Annotated in this window: 23 protein-coding genes; 17 read left to right on the top strand and 6 right to left on the bottom strand. The window is 64.8% G+C overall.

Going from position 1 to position 21344, the window contains the following annotated elements:
• Positions 1 to 74 precede the first annotated feature (74 nt).
• Entirely contained in the window at positions 75 to 839 is a 765-nt protein-coding gene (locus GCN74_RS15070) for an AraC family transcriptional regulator (RefSeq protein ID WP_152257437.1), read from the top strand.
• Positions 840 to 897: 58 nt separating this feature from the next.
• Positions 898 to 1842 (top strand): DMT family transporter, encoded by a 945-nt coding sequence (locus GCN74_RS15065; RefSeq protein WP_152257436.1) that lies wholly within the window; start codon positions 898 to 900, stop codon positions 1840 to 1842.
• Positions 1843 to 1864: 22 nt separating this feature from the next.
• Here the strand turns inward: GCN74_RS15065 and GCN74_RS15060 are convergent, their stop codons facing one another.
• From GCN74_RS15060 to GCN74_RS15050, 3 genes are all read right to left on the bottom strand, one after another.
• The gene (locus GCN74_RS15060) at positions 1865 to 2431 is read right to left on the bottom strand and encodes a carboxymuconolactone decarboxylase family protein (protein WP_152257435.1); all 567 of its coding nucleotides are present in this window, start codon (positions 2429 to 2431) and stop codon (positions 1865 to 1867) included.
• A 117-nt stretch (positions 2432 to 2548) separates the two neighbouring features.
• Positions 2549 to 2896 carry a hypothetical protein gene (locus GCN74_RS15055; RefSeq protein WP_152257434.1) on the bottom strand — a complete coding sequence of 116 codons (348 nt, stop codon included), beginning with the start codon at positions 2894 to 2896 and terminating at the stop codon, positions 2549 to 2551.
• Between the two features lie 148 nt (positions 2897 to 3044).
• The gene (locus tag GCN74_RS15050; protein WP_034754979.1) at positions 3045 to 3545 is read right to left on the bottom strand and encodes an Lrp/AsnC ligand binding domain-containing protein; all 501 of its coding nucleotides are present in this window, start codon (positions 3543 to 3545) and stop codon (positions 3045 to 3047) included.
• A gap of 104 nt (positions 3546 to 3649) precedes the next feature.
• On the opposite strand from GCN74_RS15050, the gene GCN74_RS15045 reads away from it, so the two are divergent.
• From GCN74_RS15045 to GCN74_RS14985, 13 genes are all read left to right on the top strand, one after another.
• Positions 3650 to 4939: a D-amino acid dehydrogenase gene (locus GCN74_RS15045; protein WP_152257433.1), complete on the top strand. Its 1290-nt coding sequence runs from the start codon at positions 3650 to 3652 to the stop codon at positions 4937 to 4939.
• A 13-nt stretch (positions 4940 to 4952) separates the two neighbouring features.
• Complete coding sequence (alr, locus tag GCN74_RS15040) at positions 4953 to 6062, top strand: alanine racemase (protein ID WP_226939054.1); 1110 nt, start codon at positions 4953 to 4955, stop codon at positions 6060 to 6062.
• A 120-nt stretch (positions 6063 to 6182) separates the two neighbouring features.
• Complete coding sequence (locus GCN74_RS15035) at positions 6183 to 6740, top strand: NADPH-dependent FMN reductase (RefSeq protein WP_152257431.1); 558 nt, start codon at positions 6183 to 6185, stop codon at positions 6738 to 6740.
• Positions 6741 to 6892: 152 nt separating this feature from the next.
• Entirely contained in the window at positions 6893 to 8467 is a 1575-nt protein-coding gene (locus GCN74_RS15030) for a sensor domain-containing diguanylate cyclase (RefSeq protein WP_152257430.1), read from the top strand.
• Positions 8468 to 8601: 134 nt separating this feature from the next.
• Entirely contained in the window at positions 8602 to 9123 is a 522-nt protein-coding gene (locus GCN74_RS15025; RefSeq protein ID WP_152257429.1) for a hypothetical protein, read from the top strand.
• Positions 9124 to 9178: 55 nt separating this feature from the next.
• The gene (locus GCN74_RS15020) at positions 9179 to 9607 is read left to right on the top strand and encodes a hypothetical protein (protein WP_152257428.1); all 429 of its coding nucleotides are present in this window, start codon (positions 9179 to 9181) and stop codon (positions 9605 to 9607) included.
• A gap of 112 nt (positions 9608 to 9719) precedes the next feature.
• Positions 9720 to 10094 carry a hypothetical protein gene (locus GCN74_RS15015; RefSeq protein WP_152257427.1) on the top strand — a complete coding sequence of 125 codons (375 nt, stop codon included), beginning with the start codon at positions 9720 to 9722 and terminating at the stop codon, positions 10092 to 10094.
• 1 nt (position 10095) lies between these two features.
• Entirely contained in the window at positions 10096 to 11466 is a 1371-nt protein-coding gene (locus GCN74_RS15010; RefSeq protein ID WP_226939053.1) for a TolC family protein, read from the top strand.
• Between the two features lie 2 nt (positions 11467 to 11468).
• On the top strand, positions 11469 to 12851 hold the full coding sequence (locus GCN74_RS15005) for a multicopper oxidase family protein (protein ID WP_152257425.1): 1383 nt from the start codon (positions 11469 to 11471) through the stop codon (positions 12849 to 12851).
• Between the two features lie 183 nt (positions 12852 to 13034).
• The gene (locus tag GCN74_RS29645) at positions 13035 to 14690 is read left to right on the top strand and encodes a methyl-accepting chemotaxis protein (protein WP_152257424.1); all 1656 of its coding nucleotides are present in this window, start codon (positions 13035 to 13037) and stop codon (positions 14688 to 14690) included.
• Between the two features lie 71 nt (positions 14691 to 14761).
• Positions 14762 to 15535: a transporter gene (locus GCN74_RS14995; protein WP_226939052.1), complete on the top strand. Its 774-nt coding sequence runs from the start codon at positions 14762 to 14764 to the stop codon at positions 15533 to 15535.
• A 93-nt stretch (positions 15536 to 15628) separates the two neighbouring features.
• A complete protein-coding gene (locus GCN74_RS14990) occupies positions 15629 to 16138 on the top strand; it encodes a hypothetical protein (protein ID WP_152257423.1) in 510 nt (169 codons plus the stop codon).
• 20 nt (positions 16139 to 16158) lie between these two features.
• Positions 16159 to 17457, top strand: coding sequence for an NAD(P)/FAD-dependent oxidoreductase (locus GCN74_RS14985; protein ID WP_152257422.1), 1299 nt, complete (start codon positions 16159 to 16161; stop codon positions 17455 to 17457).
• 41 nt (positions 17458 to 17498) lie between these two features.
• Here the strand turns inward: GCN74_RS14985 and GCN74_RS14980 are convergent, their stop codons facing one another.
• Complete coding sequence (locus GCN74_RS14980; RefSeq protein WP_152257421.1) at positions 17499 to 18014, bottom strand: DUF6265 family protein; 516 nt, start codon at positions 18012 to 18014, stop codon at positions 17499 to 17501.
• A 149-nt stretch (positions 18015 to 18163) separates the two neighbouring features.
• Between GCN74_RS14980 and GCN74_RS14975 the strand changes: the two genes are divergently transcribed.
• The gene (locus GCN74_RS14975; RefSeq protein WP_152257420.1) at positions 18164 to 18763 is read left to right on the top strand and encodes a hypothetical protein; all 600 of its coding nucleotides are present in this window, start codon (positions 18164 to 18166) and stop codon (positions 18761 to 18763) included.
• Between the two features lie 27 nt (positions 18764 to 18790).
• Here the strand turns inward: GCN74_RS14975 and GCN74_RS14970 are convergent, their stop codons facing one another.
• Positions 18791 to 19504, bottom strand: coding sequence for a sensor histidine kinase (locus GCN74_RS14970; protein ID WP_152257419.1), 714 nt, complete (start codon positions 19502 to 19504; stop codon positions 18791 to 18793).
• Positions 19505 to 19816: 312 nt separating this feature from the next.
• Between GCN74_RS14970 and GCN74_RS14965 the strand changes: the two genes are divergently transcribed.
• Positions 19817 to 20212: a hypothetical protein gene (locus GCN74_RS14965; protein WP_152257418.1), complete on the top strand. Its 396-nt coding sequence runs from the start codon at positions 19817 to 19819 to the stop codon at positions 20210 to 20212.
• Between the two features lie 71 nt (positions 20213 to 20283).
• Here the strand turns inward: GCN74_RS14965 and GCN74_RS14960 are convergent, their stop codons facing one another.
• A complete protein-coding gene (locus GCN74_RS14960; RefSeq protein ID WP_152257417.1) occupies positions 20284 to 21267 on the bottom strand; it encodes a diguanylate cyclase domain-containing protein in 984 nt (327 codons plus the stop codon).
• Positions 21268 to 21344: the final 77 nt, after the last annotated feature.

Raw genomic sequence — 21344 nt, 5'->3', positions numbered from 1 at the left:
CAGGCCTGGGGCATTGCCGTGCTGATAATCGCCGTGCTGATAAAATCATTGCTTCTTCGCCCAGGCCGGTCCCCATGTCCAGCACACCCCATCCTGCCTTCGACCTCAGCTTTCGCAGCTACGCGGAAATCGGCGCGCCGAACCGGCATGACTTCGTGCAGCTGGTGCTGCCCCTGCACGGCCAACTGCTGCTGGAGATCGACGGCAAGCAGGGCAAGGTGGATGCGCAGCAGGGCGTGGTGATCCCGGCCAATACCTGGCACGCCCAGCACAGCCGGGTGGCCAACCGCTCGATCATCGTCGACGTGAATGCGGCGGCCGTGGAGCAGGGCAGCTGGGGCCGTTTGCTGGAGCGGCCGTATGCGGCGCTGGGGCCGGGCGCCCGCAAGCTGATCGAATACCTGGGCATCATGGCGGGGCAGCAGGCGCTGACGCCGGCCGTCATCCACGGCTGGACACCGCTGCTGCTCGACACCTTGCTGCAGACCGCGCCGCAGGCCCGCTCGCGGCTGGCTGCGCTGTTGGCGCGCGTGCAGGCCGAGCCTGGCTTGCCCTGGTCGACGCTATCGATGGCGCGCTTTGCCAGCCTCAGCGTCAGCCGCCTGCATGCACTGTTCCGCGAGGAAATGGATACGAGCCCGCATGCCTGGCTGCAACAGCAGCGGATAGGACGGGCCTGCGACTTGCTCGCCGCCAGCGACGCCAGCATCGCCGAGATTGCCCTGGCGGCCGGCTTTTCCGAGCAGAGCGCGCTGACGCGGGCCATGCGCGACAGCATCGACGCCACGCCGGCCGCCTACCGGCGCCAACGTCGCGAGAACCGGTCAAAAACGCAGTAGATGGCGCCAAGATCAGGCGCGCCGCAGCGGCCACAATCTCCTTTTCGGGAGATTGACCATGTTGCAAAAGAATACGACCCGGCTGGGCATGCTGGCCGGTATCGCTGCGGGCGCACTGTGGGGGCTGGTGTTCCTGGCGCCGGCGCTGCTGCCCGCGTTCCAGCCGCTGGAACTGGCGGTGGGCCGCTACCTGGCCTACGGCCTGATCGCGGCCGTGCTGGTGGCGCCATCGTGGCGGCGCCTGCTGCGCAGCCTGGGCTGGCGCGAATGGCGGGGCTTGATCTGGCTCAGCCTGACCGGCAACATCATCTATTACGTGCTGCTGGCCAGCGCCGTGCAGACGGGCGGGGTGGCCATGACGTCGATGGTGATCGGCCTGCTGCCGCTGGTCGTCACCGTGGTCGGCAGCCGCGACCGCGATGCCGTGCCGCTGCGCAAGCTGCTCCCTTCGCTGCTGCTCAGCGGTGCCGGCTTGCTGTGCATCAGCTGGCAGTCGCTTGCGCATCCCGGCCATGCATCGCTGCTGGGGCTGTTGTGCGCGCTGGCGGCGCTGCTGTCGTGGACGGTATATGCCGTCGGCAACAGCCGCTGGCTGGGGCGCTTGCGCGCGGTGTCGGCGCAGGAATGGAATCTGTTGACGGGCGTGGTGACGGGCGCCGCCGCCTTGCTGCTGGCGATTGCCGTCGCGCTTGCCGCACCGGCCGCGCATGGCGGCACGGCATGGCTGCAGTTTGCCGGCCTCGTCACGGGCGTGGCGCTGCTGTGTTCAGTCGTCGGCAACGGCTTGTGGAACTATGCCAGCCGCGTGCTGCCGCTGACCTTGATGGGGCAGATGATCGTCTTTGAATTTCTGTTTGCCCTGGTGTACGGCTATGCGTGGGAGCGGCGCTGGCCCACCGCGGCGGAGTCCGCGGCGACGGCCCTGCTGCTGGCGGGCGTGCTGGCTTGCGCGGTGGCGCACCGGCCGCAGCGGGCGGCGAGTGTGGCGGCCCGGGCCGCATAAGGCGCGGCGCCGGCCGGGTCCTTCAGTCGCGTTCCGGCACCGGCACGTTGTAGCCGTTCAAGGTGGTCGAGACGAGCGCGTACAGGCCCACCAGGTAGATCAGCTCGTTGGTGCCGTGCTGGCCGAACGTGGCCAGCGCCAGCCGGTAGACAGGCTCGGGCAGGGTGCCGCCGCGGCTGAGCGCGTAGGCCAGGTCGTAGGCTACGCTCTCATGCGTGTCCAGGTCGGCGGGCTTGACGTCGGCCACCAGCGTGGACAGGCGCTCGGCCGGCATGCCTTCGCGCTCCGCGACGGCGATGTGGGCGTAGATTTCATAGGCCGCGTTGTAGCGCGCGCCTACTACCAGGATGGCAATCTGGCGCACGTTGTCGGGCAAGGTGGCGTTGGCCGTCATGGCCAGGGTCAGGTCCCAGATGGCCTTGCCGATGGCCGGTTCGTGCAGCCACGGATTCCATGGTCCCATCAGGGCGCCGTCTTCGCGCACGGCGATGAAATCGTTGAAATTGCTGGTGATGCCTTTGCGCATATCGTCGTACAGCGGCTTTTGTTCTTGTGTCAGGTCTTTCGGAGCGATCAGGGGCAGGCGCATGGAAACTCCTTGCTGAATAAGTGGGCGGTGGGCGGCAGTAGCCAGCAGACAGTATAGCCATCTGGCTGGCGGCGGCCGTTCACTGGCGCACGCTGCGTGGCCCGCGCCGGTTCATGCCTACTTGCGCGGCTCGTGTATCCGGAATTTCTTGACGATGCCCGCCTGGTCGAACATGACGGCCACTTCGCGCGTGCCTTTTTCGCCCAGCAGGGGGATCAGGCGCGTCACCTTGGGCGCTTGCAGCTGGTTCTTGTAGACCCAGACTTCATAGCCGGGATCGAAGCTGACGACGGTGGCGTTGCCCAGGGCCGCGTCGAGGTCGAGGCGGGTGGTCTTGCCCACCTTGATGTTCTGATAGATGGCGCCATTGTCCGGCGCGCGGTTGACCTTGTATTCACTGGCGGTGCACATGGCCACGGCCAGGCCCGCGAGGCAGGAAGCTGCCAGTTTTATCAATGTGTTCATATGGACTCCCAGTGTGCATCACTGCTTCCAATCTCAGAGGGGACGGGCGTGATGTCATGGTAGGAGTGTGCTTGTGTCGCCGCGAATGTGCTACAAGATTATACAAAGGCGCATAAAGCGGTGCCGTCGGTAGCGGCAGCCGGTACTTTTATCGGCTCTGCAAGACGTCGGTCGAGAGCGCCAGGGTTTCCTTGATTTCTTCCATCACCACATAGCTTTTCGATTGCGCGGCCCCGGGCAGCTGCAGCAGCATGTCGCCCAGCAGCTTGCGGTACTCGGCCATTTCATGGATGCGCGCCTTGATCAGGTAATCGAAGTCGCCCGACACCAGGTGGCATTCCTGGACTTCGGGTATCTGCAGCACTTCGCGGCGGAATTGCTCGAAGGCAGACGCGGATTTTTGATTGAGCGTAATCTCCACAAAGACGAGCAGCTTGGCGCCCAGCGCGGCCGGGTTCACCTTGGCGTGGTAGCCCGTGATGACGCCGTCGCGCTCCATGCGCTTGACCCGTTCGATGCAGGGCGTGATGGACAGGCCCACCTGTTCGCCCAGGTCTTTCATCGAGATGCGGCCATCCTGTTGCAGGATGCGCAGAATGTGGCGGTCCAGCTTGTCGAGGCCACGTGCCGATTCTTTAAGGATTCTCATGATTTATTGCTGAATATCTCGATTTATACGTGAACAAATACTGGCTCTTTCCCAATATGATAGCGGTTAATCTGGCACTAGCCATAAATATAATTGAGGAAACTATGCGTATTGTGATTCTGGGTAGCGGCGTCATCGGCGTCACCAGTGCTTACTATCTGGCCAAGGCAGGACATGAGGTGACCGTCATCGACCGCCAGCCGGGCCCGGCACTGGAAACCAGCTTCGCGAATGCGGGGCAGATCTCGCCCGGCTACGCCTCGCCATGGGCTGCGCCCGGCATTCCGCTGAAAGCCGTGAAGTGGATGATGCAGCGCCACGCGCCCCTGGCCATCTCGCTCGACGGCAGCGCCGCCCAGCTCAAATGGATGTGGCAGATGTTGCGTAATTGCACACCTGAAGCGTATGCCGTGAACAAGGAACGCATGGTGCGCCTGGCCGAGTACAGCCGCGACTGCTTCAAGGTGCTGCGCGCCGAGGCGGGCATCACGTATGAAGGCCGCCAGCAAGGCACGATGCAATTGTTCCGCACCGAAAAGCAATACAACGATGCCGCCAAGGATATCGAAGTGTTGAAGGAGGCGGGCGTGCCATATGAAGTGCTGCAGCGCGACGAGCTGTCGCGCGCGGAGCCGGCCCTGGAAGCGGTCAAGGATAAGCTGTTCGGCGGCTTGCGCCTGCCCAACGATGAAACGGGCGATTGCCAGCTGTTTACCACGCGCCTGTCGGAAATGGCCGTGGCGCTGGGCGTGAAGTTCCGCTATGGCGTGGCGATCGACGCGCTGCTGACGCAGGGCGATGAAATCGCCGGCGTGCAATGCGGCGCGGAAATCGTCAAGGCCGATTCCTACGTGGTGGCACTGGGCTCCTACTCGACGGGCTTCATGAAGCAGCTGCTGGACATCCCCGTGTACCCGCTGAAAGGCTATTCGATCACCGTGCCTATCGTCAACGCGGCCAAGGCGCCCGTGTCGACCATCCTCGATGAAACGTACAAGATCGCCGTGACCCGTTTCGACGACCGCATCCGCGTGGGCGGCATGGCGGAAATCGCCGGCTACAACCTGAACCTGAACCCGCGCCGCCGCGAAACCCTGGAAATGGTCGTCAACGACCTGTTCCCCGGCGGCGGCAACACGGCCGAGGCTACCTTCTGGACGGGCTTGCGCCCGATGACGCCGGACGGCACGCCCATCGTCGGCCGAACGCCGCTGCGCAACCTGTTCCTCAACACGGGCCACGGCACCCTGGGCTGGACCATGTCCTGCGGTTCCGCGCAATTGCTGGCCGACCTGATGTCGTCGAAAAAGCCTGCCATCCTGGCCGACGACCTGTCCGTCAGCCGCTACAGCGGCGCGCAGGGCAATGGCAAACTGCAACACGCGGTGGCTTGAGATGGGGGCCAGCATGCCTCCGAAAGAGCGTAGCGGCGCCATCCTGACGGTGGACCTGGACGCCGTGCGCGCCAACTACCGCTTGCTGCGCGACAAGGCGCATCCGGCCGCCTGCTCGGCCGTGGTGAAGTCCGACGCGTATGGCCTGGGTGCCGCGCAAGTGGGCGCGGCCCTGTATGAAGAAGGGTGCCGCCATTTCTTCGTGGCCCACCTGGAAGAGGGCATCAGCCTGCGTCCGCACGTGGCGCCCGATGCGGACATTTTCGTGCTGCACGGCCCGCCCGTCGGCACGGAAGGCGAATTCACGGCCCATGGCCTGACGCCCGTGCTCAACAGCGAGCCGCAGGTAGCCGGCTGGCGCCAGCACGCAAAAACACTGGGCACCACCCTGAATGCCATCGTGCAGGTCGACAGCGGCATGTCGCGCATGGGCCTGTCGCCGCAGGAAATCGATGGCTGGCTGGCCGATGAGCACTTTCTCGACGGCATCAAGGTGCGCTATATCATGAGCCACCTGGCGTGTGCCGACGAGCGCAGCAACCCCATGAACCGCGAGCAGCTGGCCCGTTTCGTCGCCATCCGCGCCCGCTTGCCCCAGTACCGCGCCAGCCTGGCCAATTCCTCGGGCATCTTCCTGTCGCCCGACTACCACTTCGACCTGGTGCGCCCCGGCGCAGCCCTGTACGGCATCGCGCCCCAGGGCGGCGAGCCGAATCCCCTGCAATCGGTCGTGCGCCTGCAAGGCAAGGTGCTGCAGACGCGCACGATCGCCGCCGGCGACCACGTGGGCTACAGCCGCCGCTACACGGCCAGCGAGCCGCGCCAGGTGGCGACCGTGTCCGTCGGCTATGCCGATGGCTGGCTGCGCAGCATGAGCAACCAGGGCCTGGCCATCGTCGATGGCGTGAAGGTGCCGCAGATCGGCGCCATCTCGATGGATTCCATCACGCTCGACGTGAGCGCCATTGCGCAGGAGCGCGTGGCACCGGGCAGCCTGGTCGACCTGATCTGCGCCGAACACCCGGTCGACGCCGTGGCGGCCATGGCCAATACCATCGGCTACGAGGTGCTGACCAACCTGGGCGGGCGCTATTACCGCGAGTATCAGGGCCTGGCACGCTAGCACCTGCCAAAAGCGCTGGCGACGCACGCCAGGCAGCGCAAAACCCATGATTGTGTGGCAAGATAGTCCTGCAGTGAAGTCCACTCCAGGGCTATTTTTTCACCACCATCGGGGATATCTATGAGTCAATATAACGTTGCAATCATTGTCGGCAGCCTGCGCAAGGATTCCTTCAACCGCAAGCTGGCCGATGCGCTCGTCAAGCTGGCGCCGCCCGAGTTTTCCTTCAAGCACATCGAAATCGGCGACCTGCCGCTGTACAACCAGGACGACGATGGCGCGCAGGCCGAGCAGGTGCTGCGCCTGAAAACGGAGATTTCCGACGCGCAAGCCTTGCTGTTCCTGACGCCCGAATACAACCGCTCGATTCCCGGCGTGCTGAAAAACGCCCTCGACCACGGTTCGCGTCCGTACGGCCAGAGCGTGTGGGGCGGCAAGCCGGGCGCCGTGCTGGGCGTTTCCGTGGGCGCCACGGGCACGGCCCTGGCGCAGCAGCATTTGCGCAATGTGCTGGCCTACCTGGACGTGCCGCTGCTGGGCCAGCCTGAAATGTTTATCCAGGCCAAGGACGGCCTGTTCGACGAGCATGGCGGCATCGGCCCGGCCAGCCTGGGCTTCTTCCAGGGCTGGATGCAGCGCTATGTGGACTGGGTCAGGAAGCACGCCATCCACGCTTGATGCAGGTCAAGGCGGCAGCGCCCTGCGTTGCCGCTTGTACACATTCTTTGACCATTGATGCCAAGATTTCAATATTGGCACGGGTGTCTCGGTATAATGCGCCCTTTCTTTAGCGCAATACTTTCTTCCTACTCCCCATTTTTGCCGACGCCATGTGGACTAAACCTGTTCTGCGCATGAATTTGCGCCGCTTGATCGTGCTCGTGGCCTTTGCCAGCGCCCTGGTGTCCCTGGCCAATACCTTTTATGCCAGCTACAGCGTGCAGCGCCAGCTGCTGATCGATACCACCCTGGAGGCGAACCACGCGTATGCGAGCAAGCTGGCCAGCACGGCCGAGGATTTCCTGCAGTCGGCGCGCCAGCAGCTGGCCTACAGCGCGGGCGGCCTGCCGTCGCGCATGGACGACGACGCCTGGCTGACGGGCGAGGCGCAGCGCCTGCGCCTGCAGACGAACAGCTTCAATTCCGTGCTCATCGTCGATGCCCAGGGCAAGGTGCTGGGCGTGTCGCCGGAAACCCTGGCCCTCAAGCACCGCACGCTCGATTCGGCCGGCGCCGTGCAGGCGCTGCGCGAGCGGCGCCCGCTGGTGACGCAGCCCTACGTCTCCTCGGCCGGCAACCTGGTGGTCTTCATTTCGCACCCCATCGTGGGCAAGGATGGCCGCTATCTCGGTTATGTGGGCGGCAGCATCTACCTGAAACAGAAAAACATCCTGTACACCATGCTGGGCCAGCATTACTACCGCGACGGTTCCTACCTGTACGTGGTGGACCAGAAGCGGCGCCTGCTGTACCACCCGGACCCGGAGCGCCTGGGCGACCTGGCGGGCCGCAATGAAGTGATCGACGCCATCATCGCGCAGCAGGGCGGCGGCAACCGGCGCATGTACAACAGCCTGGGCGTGGACATGCTGGCCGGCTATGCCGTCATGCCGTCGACGGGCTGGGGCATCGTGGCGCAGCGGCCGACGGCCATGACCCTGGCCCCGCTGAATCAGCTGATGGCCGATACGGTGTGGCATTCCCTGCCCATCGCCTTGCTGAGCCTGCCATTCATCTGGTGGCTGGCCAGCCTGATTTCGCGGCCGCTGGTGCAGCTGGCCGAGGGCGCGCGGCGCATGGACTCTCCCGGCACGGCCGAGCACATCGCCGCCATCCGCTCCTGGTACGTGGAAGCGGCGCAGATCAAGAAAGCCTTGCTGAAGGGCCTGGCGCTGCTGCAGACCAAGATCGGCAAGCTGAAGACGGACGTGCAGACGGACCCGCTGACGGGCCTGTCGAACCGGCGCGGCATGGCGGCGGCGCTGGACGATTGGCAGGCGCAGGCGCGGCCGTTTTCCGTCATCGCCATCGATATCGACCACTTCAAGCAAGTCAACGACCGCTGGGGCCATGCCGTGGGCGACGACGTCATCCTGCGCCTGGCGCAGCTGATGCGCGCCTGTTCGCGCGATGCCGACGTGCTGTGCCGCAATGGCGGCGATGAATTCATCATGCTGCTGCCCGACGCCGACCTCGATGTGGCCATGCAGGTGGCCGAGCGCCTGCGCGCCAAGGTGGCCACCGCCGTGATTCCCGGCGCGGGCGCCATCACGGTCTCGCTGGGCGTGGTCTCGTCGTCGCACGGGGAGCGCAGCACGGATGCCGTGCTGCTGGCCGCCGACGCGGCTCTGTACGTGGCCAAGGAAAACGGCCGCAACTGCGTGGGCATCACGGAGCCTGCCTGACGGTATTGCCGTACGGCATGAACTGATCCCCTGTTTTCTGTTGCATCTGAGCCTGTCGCGTTTGCCCGCCAGCGCTTACCATGTGGCCCTACAATGCATAAGGACGGCGGCTGGCATGGCAGGGATGAATATTGATGACGTTTGAGCAAGAACCTGGCATCCGCTGCGACGTCGATGGACGGCCCCACGCGCTGGCCTTGCTCGGCTGCCGCGAACTCAACTACGGCCAGCGCAGCGAGCTGCCGCTGCGCCCGTTTCGCCTGTGCGTGCCGGAAACGGCGCTGGCGGGCCTGCTGGACGAGCCGTTCAACAGTTTTATCCAGACTTGCCGCGAAGACGACTTGCAGTACGAGCAAAGCGACTTGCCCGAACTGAAGCAGGCCGGCTACCCCGACATCACGGCCATGCTGGCGGGCCACCGGCCCCTGCTGGCCGGGATGCTGTACGACTTCATGATTTTCGACCTGATGACGGCCATCGGCCGCGCCAGCGGCTACCGCTCACCCGATGCCCGCTATTGGGGCGACGTGGAGACGGCCGACCGGCGCGCCTATTTCACCGTCAATCAAGTGCACACCGTGTCGTTTGCGGACGGCCACGCCGTGTTCGAGGGGGAAGGCTATTACGGCGCGTATGTGATCTGGCTCACGCATTGAGCGGATGGCAAATGGGACTTGACCTTCCTCATGTGGGAAGGTTTATAGTCGTGCCATGAACCGTGCCTTTTTCCGCTTTCTCGCCCGCTCGCTGCTCTGGCTGCTGGCCGTCACGCTGCCCTTGCAGGGCTTTGCGTCGGCCATGCGCAGCTGCTGCCTGGACGAGCTGGCGGTTGCCGTCGCGGCCGTGCACGCGCCCGCCCAGGCGCAAACGCCCCAATGCCATGACATGGGCGACATGGCCATGCAGGATCAGCCGATGCAGATGAAGATGGCCATGGACGATGGCGGCGCCACGCAGCATGGCCACGATTGCAGCAACCATGGCGCCTGCACCGTGGGCGCCACGGCGCCGCCCGGCATGCCCGCCTTGCAGGCCCTGACCCTGCGCGCGCCGCCTCCGGCGCTGGCGCCCGATTCCCTGTTCGCCGGGCATATCCCGTCCGGCCTGGAACGCCCCCCGAGAAGCACGCGCTCCGCCTGACCGCCCGTGAACCCGGCGGTGCGGCCGCTGCACGTCCATCCGGCCGTGCTGGCCGCGCCCCCCGTTCCACCTGCGCGCCCGCCGCGCCATCCCCCGTCATTCGAGGAATACCATGAAATACCTGTTCAGCCTTGCGCTGGCCGCCGGCGTTGCATTGCCCGCGCTGGCCGCCAGTGCCGCCAGCCCGGCCGCCGCAACGCCAAGCCCATCCGCCCCGCAAGAGGCGCAAGCGCCAGTGCCGGCCACCATTTACCGCTCCGCCTTCGCGGGCTACCGTCCCGCCGCCGACGACGAGGCCACGCCCGACCAGGCCTGGCGCGCCGTCAACGACAAGGCCGGCAAGGCCGGCGGCCACATGGGCATGATGAAGATGGAAGGCCACAAGATGCAAGGCCACAAGATGGAAGGTCATGCCATGCCGATGGATCATGCCCAGCCCAAGCCGGCGGACAAGCCCGCCCCGCAACACCAGCATGAAGGACACTGACATGGCCCGCTTTACAAAATCAACTTGTTTGACGCCGCTGGCGCTAGCGGCCGTCCTGCTGCTGGGCGGCTGCGCCAGCTTCAGCCAGGATGGCGGCATGCAGACGGTGTCCGCGCTGGCCGATGCCCGCACGGGCGCCCCTGCGGCGCTGGCCGGCGAGGGCGGCGAAGCCAAGCTGGCGCAGCTGCTGGCCCAGCCCCTGGACGCCGACAGCGCCGTGCGCATCGCCCTGATGAACAACCAGGACATGAAGGTGGCGCTGGCCCGGCTGGGCGCATCCGAGGCGGACCTGGTGCAAGCGGGGCGCTTGCGCAACCCGGGCCTGTCGTTCGGCCGTTCGCACGGCAGCCACGGCAATGAAATCGACCGCGGCGTCAGCTTCGACCTGGCTGGCTTGCTGACCATGCCGATGCGCGTGAACATCGAGCGGGGCCGTTTCGAGCAAGCCAAGCTGCAGGCCGCCAGCAGCGCCGTGCAGCTGGCGGCCGACACGCGCCGCGCCTACTTCCATGCCGTCGCCGCCGTGCAGACGGAAGCGTTCATGCAGCGGGCGCTCGTGTCGGCCGAGGCGGGCGCGGAACTGGCCACGCGCCTGCAGCAGGCGGGCAACTGGAGCCGCCTGGACCAGGCGCGCCAGCAAGTGTTCTACGCGGACGCCGTCGGCGACCTGGCCCGCGCGCGCCACCAGGCCACGGCCACGCGCGAGCACCTGACGCGCTTGCTGGGCCTGTGGGGCGGGCAGACCGGCTTTACTTTGCCGTCGCGCCTGCCCGACTTGCCGGCCCAGGCCGTTGATGCGGGCAGTATCGAGGCGCAGGCCATGGAGCAGCGCCTCGACGTGCAGATGAGTAAACTCGACGCGCACGCCACGGCCAGCGCGCTGGGCCTGTCCAGGGTGACGGGGGTCGTCAATGTGCTCGACGTGGGCTATACCAACAAGAGTACGAGCGAGGCGCCGCGCGAAAACGGCTACGAGGTGTCGCTGGAGCTGCCCCTGTTCGACTGGGGCACGGCGCGCAACGCCCGGGCGCAGGCGCTGTACGAGCAGTCGCTGCAGCGCACGGCGGGCACGGCGGTGCGTGCCCGCTCGGAAGTGCGCGAGGCGTATTCCAGCTACCGCACGGCCTACGACCTGGCGCGCCACTACCGCGATGAAGTCGTGCCGCTGCGCAAGACCATTTCGCATGAAGTATTGCTGCGCTACAACGGCATGCTGGCCAGCGTGTTCGAACTGCTGGCCGATGCGCGCGAGCAGGTCGCCAGCGTCAACGGCGCCATCGAAACCCAGCGCGATTTCTGGATCGCCCAAACGGCATTGCAATCGGCCATCAATGGCAGCGGCCCAGGTGCGGCAACTGCGGCAAAGGAATAATGATGATTACACGTAGAAACTTTTTCATGAATGCGGGCGCTGTCGCCCTCAGTGCCGCGGCTGTCAGCCGCGTGGGCGCGGCCTCGTTGCCGGAAGCCGTCAGCATGGCCGGCGCGGACACGAAGGCGCCGCCGCCCCCGCCGAACGGGCGGCCGTACAACCCCGTCGTCACCCTGAATGGCTGGTCCCTGCCTTGGCGCATGAACAACAACGTCAAGGAATTCCACCTGGTGGCCGAACCCGTCGTGCGCGAGCTGGCGCCCGGCATGATGGCCAACCTGTGGGGCTACAACGGCCAGTCGCCGGGCCCCACCATCGAAGTGGTGGAGGGTGACCGGGTGCGCATTTTCGTCACCAACAAATTGCCGGAACACACCAGCGTGCACTGGCATGGCCAGCGCTTGCCGAACGGTATGGATGGCGTCACGGGCCTGACCCAGGCGGGCATTCCTCCCGGCAAGACCTTCGTGTACGAATTCGTTGCCAAGCGCCCCGGCACCTTCATGTACCACCCGCATGCGGATGAAATGACGCAGATGGCCATGGGCATGATGGGATTCTGGGTCACGCACCCGAAAGACCCGAATTTCATGAAGGTGGACCGCGATTTCGTCTTCTTGCTCAGCAACTATGACATCGATCCGGGCAGCTACACGCCCAAGATCATGACCATGACGGATTTCAATTTGTTCACCTTCAACAGCCGCGTCTTCCCCGGCATCGACCCCATGGTGGTGCGCCAGGGCGACAAGGTGCGCGTGCGCGTGGGCAATCTCACCATGACCAACCACCCGATCCACATGCATGGCCACGAATTCGAGGTGACGGGTACGGATGGCGGCTGGACGCGCCCCGAATCGCGCTGGCCCGAAGTGACGACGGATATCGCCGTGGGCCAGATGCGCGCCGTGGAGTTCACGGCCACGGACCCGGGCGACTGGGCGTTCCACTGCCACAAGTCGCACCACACGATGAATGCCATGGGGCATGACGTGCCCACCATGATCGGCGTCGACCACCAGGGAGTGGCGGCGAAGATCAACCAGCTCGTGCCCGGCTACATGGTGATGGGCGAACGGGGCATGGCCGATATGGGCGAGATGCAGATGCCGATCCCCGACAACACCTTGCCGATGATGGCGGGCGACGGCCCGTTCGGCGCCATCGGCATGGGCGGCATGTTTACCACGGTGAAGGTGCGCAAGGACCAGAAGCCGGGCGACTACCGCGATCCGGGCTGGTACACGCACCCGGCCGGCAGCGTGGCGTATGAATGGACGGGCGCCTTGCCGGAACCCGTGCGGGGCCAGGGCGCGGGCAAAGCGTCGGCCAAGGGCAGTGTGGAAATGACGGTGCGCAAGCCGGCCGGCCACAGCGGGCATTAATTCTCCGCATTACTGGAAATCAGCGCGCGGCTTGCCTAGCACGGCAAGCCGTTGCGTATGTTGCTGTATATCAAGGAATTGTTGTTTGGTGACAATCCGAGCATTTTTTTCCCTGTTTTTTCTTTATATTCAAGCCAGTACGCTCCAGTTACATCGAGTATCGGCCAGTCTAGGGGAGAAATCATGTTGAACCGGATGAAGGTGGGAACGCGCTTGTTGGCGGCATTTTTCTGTGTGGCGCTGATGGGGGCTATCGTGGCCGGCATCGGTATCTTCAACATGGGCAAGATCGATGCCATGGCGGGGCAGATGTACCACAGCGAATTGCTGGGTCTGTCGTACATCAAGGAAGCCAATATCGCCTTGATCAAGGTGGGCCGCGCCCGTGGCAATTTCTTGCTGGCCACTAGCGCCGAGGAGCGCGCCACGCGCCAGGCGGACATCGCCAAATTCATCGACATGAATAAGCGCTATCTGGCCAAGGCGGAACCGCTGTTCGTCACGCCGGCCGCCAAGGAGCTGTTTGCCCGCTTTGCCGCCGTCGAAGCGGAATACATTACCACCATGCAGCAGGCGCTGGCCTTGGCCGCGGCCGAGCCGCTGGCCCAGCGCAGCGCGCAGCTGACGGATCTGCTCAACAAGACGCGCCTGCATGCCGACGAACTCGACGGTGTGCTGGACAAGCTGTCGCTGCAGAAGGAAGAGCGCGCCAGGGCGGCGGCCGTGCAGGCGTCCGGCGTGTACCAGGCCAGCCGCAGCTTCATGATTGCGCTGGTGCTGGGCAGCGTGGCGGCCGGCCTGGCGCTGGGAGCGCTGATCACGCGCGGACTGACGCGCCAGCTGGGCGGCGAACCGGCGTATGCCGTCAAGATCGCGGGCGCCATCGCCGAGGGCGACCTCACCGTGGATATCCGCACGGCCGGCCACGACGGCACCAGCTTGCTGTTTGCCATGAAAACCATGCGCGACAAGCTGGTGGGCATCGTCAGCCAGGTGCGTTCGGGCACGGATACCATCAACACGGCGTCCGGCGAAATCGCCCAGGGCAACCTCGACTTGTCTTCCCGCACGGAAGAGCAGGCCAGCTCGCTGGAAGAAACGGCGTCCTCGATGGAACAGCTGACGTCGGCCGTGCGCCAGAATGCGGACAATGCGCGCCAGGCCAATGTGCTGGCCGGCGCCGCCTCCGAGGTGGCCGGCAAGGGCGGCGCCGTGGTGGGGCAGGTGGTGCAGACGATGGAATCGATCAACGCGTCCTCGCGCAAGATCGTCGACATCATCAGCGTCATCGACAGCATTGCCTTCCAGACCAATATTCTGGCCTTGAACGCGGCCGTGGAAGCGGCCCGGGCAGGCGAGGAGGGGCGCGGCTTCGCCGTCGTGGCGTCCGAAGTGCGCAACCTGGCGCAGCGCTCCGCCAGTGCGGCCAAGGAAATCAAGACCCTGATCGGCGACTCCGTCGAGCAGGTGGAAATCGGCTCCAGGCTCGTGCATGACGCGGGCAGGACCATGGATGAAGTGGTTGCCAGCGTGCGCCAGGTGGCCGACATCATGCAGGAAATCACGGCCGCCAGCGCCGAGCAAAGCGCCGGCATCGAGCAAGTCAACCAGGCCGTGCTGCAAATGGACCAGGTGACGCAGCAGAATGCGGCCCTGGTGGAAGAGGCGGCGGCCGCCGCCGAATCGCTGCAGGACCAGGCGCAGACCTTGACGGAACTGGTGGGCGTGTTCCGTCTGCATGCTCAGGCGCAACAACTGGCCGTGGCGCCGGCCAGCAATGTCACGCCGCTGCGCCGGCCGGCGCCGGCCGTCAGGCAGGGTGTGCGGCGCCTGGCTTGATCGCGCGCCACGGACGCACGGGCTTGGTGGTAGGCTGTCGGTATTGCGCGTTTGCCACTTCCGGGTTTCCCATGCCGTCTTCTTACCTGCCGCTGTTTTGCTTGTCTCTGCTGTTGTCGTCCCTGGCGCCCCTGGCGCAGGCGCAGGACGGCGACCCCGTCCTGCCTTACCGGCCTTCCGTGGCCAGTCCCGCTCAGCTGCCCGTGCCGGGCCAGCTGGAATTCGAGGCTGGCGGCCTGCTGTCGAAAACGGACGGCACGCGCCGCGCCAGCCTGCCGTACACGTTCAAACTGGCGTTCACCCCCGAATGGGGCTTGCTGCTCGAAGGCGAGGGCTTTGTGCGCGCGCGCGATGACACAGGGCGCCGCGAAACGGGCGTGGGCGACACGACCATCGTGCTCAAGCGCGCCTTTGTGCTCGACAGCGCCACGGCGCTGGGCCTGGAACTGGGCTGGAAGTTGCCGACGGCCAAGGACAGCATTGGCAGCGGCAAGAGCGACGTGTCGCTGAACGGTATTTTCAGCCGCGACCTGGGCGCCGTGCACATGGACGCCAACCTGAACGCCACGCGCCTGGGGGCTGCCGACCCTGGCGCGGGCACGATGCAAACGGGCTGGGCGGCATCCTTTTCCACGCCCGTCAGCGCGCGCTGGGGCGCCACGGCGGAAGTGTCGGGCACGCGCTTGCGCGGTGCGCCGGCCACCGCGCAGCTGCTGCTGGCGGCCACCTACAGTCCCACGCCGCGGCTGGCCATCGATATCGGCATGGCGCGCGGCTTGACGGCGGCATCGCCGGACTGGTCGCTGTTCAGCGGCTTGGTCGTGCCTTTGGGCAAGCTGTGGTGAGTTTGCCACGGCCATCCCTATGTGTCCTTGCGAACAAACTAGTTGACGCGCAAGGTCTACAATGAAGGCATAACTGATAAAAGGAGTGTCCTCATGAAAAACCTGATTCTCGCCGCCGCCTTGCTGTCGGCCGCCACCGCCGCTGTTGCCCAGGTTGGCGTTTCCGTCACCGTGGGCCAGCCAGGCTTTTACGGACGCCTCGACATAGGCGACTATCCCGCGCCCCAATTGATCTACGCCCAGCCCGTCATTGTGCAGCGCCCCCAATACTATTCGGCCGCCCCGATCTACCTGCGCGTGCCGCCCGGCCATGCGAAACACTGGTCCAAGCACTGCCGCAAGTATAATGCCTGTAACCAAGAGGTATATTTCGTCCAGGATAGTTGGTATAACAACCAGTATGTGCCCCGTTACCGCCAGCAGCATGGCGACCATGGCCGTCCCGATTACGGCGACCGCGGCCGTCGTGACGACAAGCACTTTGACAAGCACTTTGACAAGCATGATGACAAGCGCGACAAGCATGAAGGCAAGCGCGACAAGCATGACGACAATCCGGGCAGGGGTCATGGCAATGGCAATGGCAACGGGCGCAGGGACTAAACACGCAAGCAGGAGGATCTTTGCATAGTAAAATCGTTATCGTAGGCGGGGGCGCAGGGGGCCTGGAGCTGGCCTGCAAACTCAGCCGCAAGCTCGGTGCCGGCCAGGTGACCCTGGTCGACAGCCGCCTGTACCATATCTGGAAGCCGTCGCTGCATGAAGTGGCAGCCGGCACCCTGGACATCCACCAGGAGGGCCTGTCGTACCAGATGCTCGCGCATGACAATGGTTTCACCTATGTCTACGGGCCCTTGATCGCGCTCGACGCGGGCTCGAACAGCCTCACCGTGGGCGCCATCGCCACCGACAAGGATGAGCTGCTGCTGCCGCAGCGGCAAGTCAGCTACGACCAGCTGGTGCTGGCCGTGGGCAGCACCTCGAATTACTTCGGCGTGCCCGGCGCCAAGGAAAACACGATTTCCCTGAATGCCACGGAAGACGCCGAACGTTTCCGTCTGACCCTGCTCAAGCTGCTGGCCATGGCCGAGCAGCGTCAGGGCGACGCTGGCCATCCGGGCGTCGACATCGTCATCATCGGCGGTGGCGCCACGGGCGTGGAACTGGCGGCCGAACTGCGCGAAGCGAGCGGCGTGTATGCCGCGTATGGTTTTCAGAATCTCAACGCCATCAAGGATGTGCGCATCACTCTGCTCGAAGGGGCGCCGCGCATCCTGGCGCCGCTGCCCGAGCGCGTCTCCATCGCCGCCTCGAAGCTGCTGTACCAGCATGGCATCACGGTGGTGACCGATACGCGCGTCACCACCATCGAGGCCGACAAGGTGACGGTGGCCAGCGGCACCAGCTATGCGGCCGACATCTGCGTGTGGGCGGCCGGCATCCGCGCGCCCGAGTTTTTGTCCACCCTGGGCTTGCCGACCAACCGCGCCGGCCAGCTGGAAGTGACGGGCATGCTCAATGTGCAGGGCCACGCGAATATCTTTGCGCTGGGCGACTGCGCCGCCTGCGCGGGACCGGACGGCAAGCTGGTGCCGCCGCGCGCCCAGGCTGCCCACCAGCAAGCCGACTACCTGCTGAAGACCTTCCTGCTGCAGGCGAAGGGCAAGCCGGCGCAAACGAAGCCGTATGAATACCTGGACTACGGTTCGCTCGTGTCCTTCGGCCGCACCACCTCGGTGGGCACCCTGATGGGTTCCCTGAAGGGCCTGAGCTGGTTCGTCGAAGGTTTCGTTGCGCGCATGATGTATGTGAGCCTGCACCTGATGCACCACAATGCCGTGCTGGGCAGCGTGCGCACGGCCGTCATGGCCATGGGCCGCTTCCTGATCAAGCGCAGCACGCCGCAGGTCAAGCTGCATTAAACCAGGCGTATCAACGTAGCAAAGGGCCGCGAGGCCCTTTTTTATTTTCCGCGCGCAGCAGGCGCCGCGTCGCAGCGGCCCCGCGTCATGGGAAAGTCGATGGCGGTGAACTTGCCCTTCAGGGTGCCGACGATGCTGGCATGCAGGATGCGCTCGCTGTCGCGGCGGTAGATGATGCGGCTCGGAAAGTCGTTGTCCAGGTTGGCGAAGATGAATTCATTCGGCTTGTCCTGGCGCAGCAGGTTGAAGATGACGGGCGGCTGGCCCGACGGCTGCACGATGTAGGCCAGCTGGCCCGGTTCCGTGAGGCGGATCTGCACGAACTCAAAGGCCGTCGTCTTGCCGCCCTTGACGGTGCGGCTGGTGCCCAGGATGGTGCCGCCGGCAGCCGTGCTCCATTGCTCCCCTGAGCCAGGTTCGGCGCCGTCGACGTTCCAGCAGCCGGCCAGCCAGGCCAGCTTGTCCACGGTTTCCGGCGGCGGCACGGTTTTTTCCGCGGCCTGGGCGGCGCCCATGGCCAGCAGCGCTGCCAGCAAGGTAGTTGCGAATCGATGCATGCCGTCTCCTGTCTTTGCGATGTGTTGGCGGTCACCAGGGCACGCCGGCGGCGCGCCTGGCCAGTGTAGCCGATGCTGGGCCGCGCACGGCAAACACTTTATACTCGGGCAAGACGCCGTCCCTCACCACCCTCACGCCAAGGACCACCATGCACGACACTTCCACGCAGCCGCACGGCGCCGCCAGGCCGGACCAGTCCGACTATCGCTACATCAGCTTGAACAGCCTGGGCCTGGACCCGGAGCAGCTCGATTTCTACCAGCTGCTGCTGGCCTGCAGGGCCAGGGGGGAAGCCGGGGAAAGCCTGCGGCAGGTGATGCGTTTCCGTACGGACGGCTATGGCAAGGCCCGCTTCATCAGCAGCCTGGACGCGTTGCCGCCCCCGCTGGCCACCTTTCCCCTGTGGCGCGCCGAGCTCGACGGCTGGCCCGGCGAGCTGGCGCGCGAAGAGTTGTTTACGCGGGCCAGTGGCCTACTGGGCCAGCCTGTCGGCACCTTCCTCGCTTCGGCCGGCTGGCGCGCGGCATTGCCCGACATTTGGCAAAGCCTGCTGGTGCTGGGGTGGCGGCAGGCGGGTTCTCCGGCCGATGCCGCGCTGGCGGCGCAATTGACGGATGTGCTGCGTGTCGTGCATTTTCTGCAGGTGCTGGAAGGCGATCGCGTTGCGCTTACCGGGCATGGCGCGCGCCGCGACGTGCTGGGGGCACAGCTGCTGTGGCCGGCAGAAGGCATGCCGTTGCCCCGTTGAGGCGGGCAGGGCGTCCGCTGCGGGAGATTATTCTTTTGGCGTAATGCGCGGCAAGACGACGGTCAGGGCCGTGCCGCCTTGCGGATTGGCCGTCAGGTTCAGGCTGCCGCCTAGGTAGTGCACGCGTTCGCGCACGGAGCGCAAGCCGTGCTTGCTCATTTCCACGGCTTCCCTGGCGGGCAGGCCCTTGCCGTTATCCTTGACGGTCATCATCAGCGCTTCATCGTTGTCGTCGATGATGATGTCCACTTCCGTGGCGTTGGCGTGCGTGGCGATGTTGCTGAGCGCCTCTTCCAGGGTGCGCAGCAGGGCCACGCCCACGTTGCGGGGGCAAATCAGTTCATCGTCGGGCAGGCTGCAGCGTACGGTGATCTTGTGCTGTTCGGCAAATTGCGCGGCCAGTTCGCCCAGCGCCACATTGACGCCCAGAAACTCCAGCTTGTCGTTCCACAGCTTCATCTGCATCTGGCGGTTGGTTTCGATCACATTCAGCAGCAGTTGCTTCATGGTCGCCGCACGGTCGAGCAGGGCCGCTTCCTGCGGCATCTTTTGCGTCAGCAGCGACAAATGCATGGTCAGCGCCGTCAGCGAGGAACCGAGGCTGTCGTGCAACTGGCGCGACAGGGCGCGCCGTTCATTGTCCCAGCTGGTATTGACATGACCCAGCAACTCGCTGAGATCGGCGGCGCGTTCCGCATCGGCCTGGGCCGCTTCCTTGTTCGGATCTGTTTGTGCGGACATAGCGCCCCGTGTGTGGTGAAAAGTAAGGACCAAAATTCCAGTGGTGGATCATACATGAGGATTTCATCGCAAGGCGCATGGATGGAAAATTTCTGTCTTTTCGGCAATTTTAATCTCCTCCCATCATTATTGTGTTATGGGCATTGTTATCGTTTGCGTCAGGCAGGGGCAGTTCCCGTCGGGCGTACGGCTGCGCACATACCGGAACTGCGCGCGCTGCCATAGTGGGACCATGCATTCTCCCGTGCAGCATAGCCGCCCCGCGGCGCAGGGCGCAGCACCGGCCCGCTTATTGAAACGAAAGGACATGCCATGAATATCGATACCATCGTCGACAAGGAATACCTCGACAAAAGCTTCCGCGACATCGTCAATGCCCCCATCAGCGCCTTGCGCGGCGTCAGCGCGAAGGATGCCAAGGCCTTGCAGCAGGCGTTTGGCGTGACCACCGTGCGCGAACTGTCCAACCTCAACTTCGTCAAATGGGCCAGTGCGCTGGCCATCCTGGCCGATGAAGAGGGCATGAGCGGCGAAGAGCGGGCCAAGGAAGAATTGCTCGATGACGCCGTGGAAATGACCTTTCCCGCCAGCGACCCGATTTCCGTCGATGCCGGCATCACGCGCATCGAGGTATCGCCGGAAACCGTCAATGCGCAGACGGACCATCAGCATGCGGGCCAGCATGAAGTGACGGCGGGTAAAAAGTAAGATATCCGGGCATAAAAAAACCGGCGGGCCCGATGGCTTGCCGGTTTTTTCACGTGCCGCGCGCCGTCAAGTCAGGCGATCGAGGGGATGCTGGTTTTCTGCATGTTCACCTGCGACGCCATCACTTCGTGGGGCGAGCAGCAAAAGCGGTTCTTGCCGGCGCGCTTGGCTTCATACAGGGCCGTGTCGGCCGCGCCCAGCAGGGACTCGACGGTGCTGGCGTCGTCCGGATAGATGGCGATGCCGATGCTGGTCGACAGGCGCAACGTCAGGTCGTTGATGAAGTACGGTTCGGAAATGACTTCGATCAGCTTGGCCGCCGGTTCGCGCGCGTCGCCCTTGCCGGCCAGGTTGCCCTGCACGATGACGAATTCGTCGCCGCCGATGCGCGCCACCGTGTCTTCCTTGCGCGAGGCGCCCACCAGGCGGGCCGCCACCATTTTCAGGATTTCATCGCCATAGCCGTGGCCGTAGCTGTCGTTGATGGCCTTGAAACCGTCCAGGTCCAGGTACAGGATGGCCGACTTGCCGCGGCTGCGGGCCGATTGCTGCAAGGTGTGCTCGATGCGGTCTTCCAGCAGGCGCCGGTTCGGCAAGCCCGTCAGGGGGTCGTGCAGGGCCAGTTCCTGCTGCTGCTTGCTGTATTGGGCCAGTTCCTTGTACAGCAGGCGTACTTCCAGCATGTTGTGGATGCGCTTGTGTACTTCCATCAGGTCGAACGGCTTGCTGATGAAGTCGCGCGCGCCCGCTTCCAGGGCGGCGATCTTGAAACTGGGCTGCGCCGTCAGTGCCAGCACGGGCAGGTAGCCGCCATGCTCGATTTCCTTCAAGCCTTTCATGACCTGGAAACCATTGAGTTCCGGCATTTGCAGATCCAGCAAGATGAGGTCGTAGCAATGTTCGCGGTGCAGGGGGCAGACCTGGGCCGGACGCATGGTAGCCGTGACATTGGTGTAGCCGGCATCGCGCAGGATTTCCAGCATCAGGTCGACATTGTCGGGTGAATCGTCGACGACCAAAATTTTGGCTTTCAAAATCTCATCTTGGCTGGGCATGTAAGGTCTCGGTTAATACGGTCTATGCAACTGGCTTTCACCGCAGCGAACGGGCTGGCGGGGCGGCTGGCGGCGGG

Origin of the sequence: Janthinobacterium sp. FT14W (genome assembly GCF_009208755.1) — a bacterium.
GTDB classification, from domain to species: domain Bacteria; phylum Pseudomonadota; class Gammaproteobacteria; order Burkholderiales; family Burkholderiaceae_D; genus Janthinobacterium; species Janthinobacterium violaceinigrum.
Note: the sequence above shows the minus strand (reverse complement) of the source record. Positions and strands in the feature narration are given on the sequence as shown.

Excerpts from the sequence above, each read along its gene's own strand:
- GCN74_RS15070 (WP_152257437.1), top strand. The coding sequence starts at position 75 with ATGTCCAGCACACCCCATCCTGCCTTCGACCTCAGCTTTCGCAGCTAC.
- GCN74_RS15065 (WP_152257436.1), top strand. The coding sequence starts at position 898 with ATGTTGCAAAAGAATACGACCCGGCTGGGCATGCTGGCCGGTATCGCT.
- GCN74_RS15060 (WP_152257435.1), bottom strand. The coding sequence starts at position 2,431 with ATGCGCCTGCCCCTGATCGCTCCGAAAGACCTGACACAAGAACAAAAG.
- GCN74_RS15055 (WP_152257434.1), bottom strand. The coding sequence starts at position 2,896 with ATGAACACATTGATAAAACTGGCAGCTTCCTGCCTCGCGGGCCTGGCC.
- GCN74_RS15050 (WP_034754979.1), bottom strand. The coding sequence starts at position 3,545 with ATGAGAATCCTTAAAGAATCGGCACGTGGCCTCGACAAGCTGGACCGC.
- GCN74_RS15045 (WP_152257433.1), top strand. The coding sequence starts at position 3,650 with ATGCGTATTGTGATTCTGGGTAGCGGCGTCATCGGCGTCACCAGTGCT.
- alr (WP_226939054.1), top strand. The coding sequence starts at position 4,953 with ATGCCTCCGAAAGAGCGTAGCGGCGCCATCCTGACGGTGGACCTGGAC.
- GCN74_RS15035 (WP_152257431.1), top strand. The coding sequence starts at position 6,183 with ATGAGTCAATATAACGTTGCAATCATTGTCGGCAGCCTGCGCAAGGAT.
- GCN74_RS15030 (WP_152257430.1), top strand. The coding sequence starts at position 6,893 with ATGTGGACTAAACCTGTTCTGCGCATGAATTTGCGCCGCTTGATCGTG.
- GCN74_RS15025 (WP_152257429.1), top strand. The coding sequence starts at position 8,602 with ATGACGTTTGAGCAAGAACCTGGCATCCGCTGCGACGTCGATGGACGG.
- GCN74_RS15020 (WP_152257428.1), top strand. The coding sequence starts at position 9,179 with ATGAACCGTGCCTTTTTCCGCTTTCTCGCCCGCTCGCTGCTCTGGCTG.
- GCN74_RS15015 (WP_152257427.1), top strand. The coding sequence starts at position 9,720 with ATGAAATACCTGTTCAGCCTTGCGCTGGCCGCCGGCGTTGCATTGCCC.
- GCN74_RS15010 (WP_226939053.1), top strand. The coding sequence starts at position 10,096 with ATGGCCCGCTTTACAAAATCAACTTGTTTGACGCCGCTGGCGCTAGCG.
- GCN74_RS15005 (WP_152257425.1), top strand. The coding sequence starts at position 11,469 with ATGATTACACGTAGAAACTTTTTCATGAATGCGGGCGCTGTCGCCCTC.
- GCN74_RS29645 (WP_152257424.1), top strand. The coding sequence starts at position 13,035 with ATGTTGAACCGGATGAAGGTGGGAACGCGCTTGTTGGCGGCATTTTTC.
- GCN74_RS14995 (WP_226939052.1), top strand. The coding sequence starts at position 14,762 with ATGCCGTCTTCTTACCTGCCGCTGTTTTGCTTGTCTCTGCTGTTGTCG.
- GCN74_RS14990 (WP_152257423.1), top strand. The coding sequence starts at position 15,629 with ATGAAAAACCTGATTCTCGCCGCCGCCTTGCTGTCGGCCGCCACCGCC.
- GCN74_RS14980 (WP_152257421.1), bottom strand. The coding sequence starts at position 18,014 with ATGCATCGATTCGCAACTACCTTGCTGGCAGCGCTGCTGGCCATGGGC.
- GCN74_RS14975 (WP_152257420.1), top strand. The coding sequence starts at position 18,164 with ATGCACGACACTTCCACGCAGCCGCACGGCGCCGCCAGGCCGGACCAG.
- GCN74_RS14970 (WP_152257419.1), bottom strand. The coding sequence starts at position 19,504 with ATGTCCGCACAAACAGATCCGAACAAGGAAGCGGCCCAGGCCGATGCG.
- GCN74_RS14965 (WP_152257418.1), top strand. The coding sequence starts at position 19,817 with ATGAATATCGATACCATCGTCGACAAGGAATACCTCGACAAAAGCTTC.
- GCN74_RS14960 (WP_152257417.1), bottom strand. The coding sequence starts at position 21,267 with ATGCCCAGCCAAGATGAGATTTTGAAAGCCAAAATTTTGGTCGTCGAC.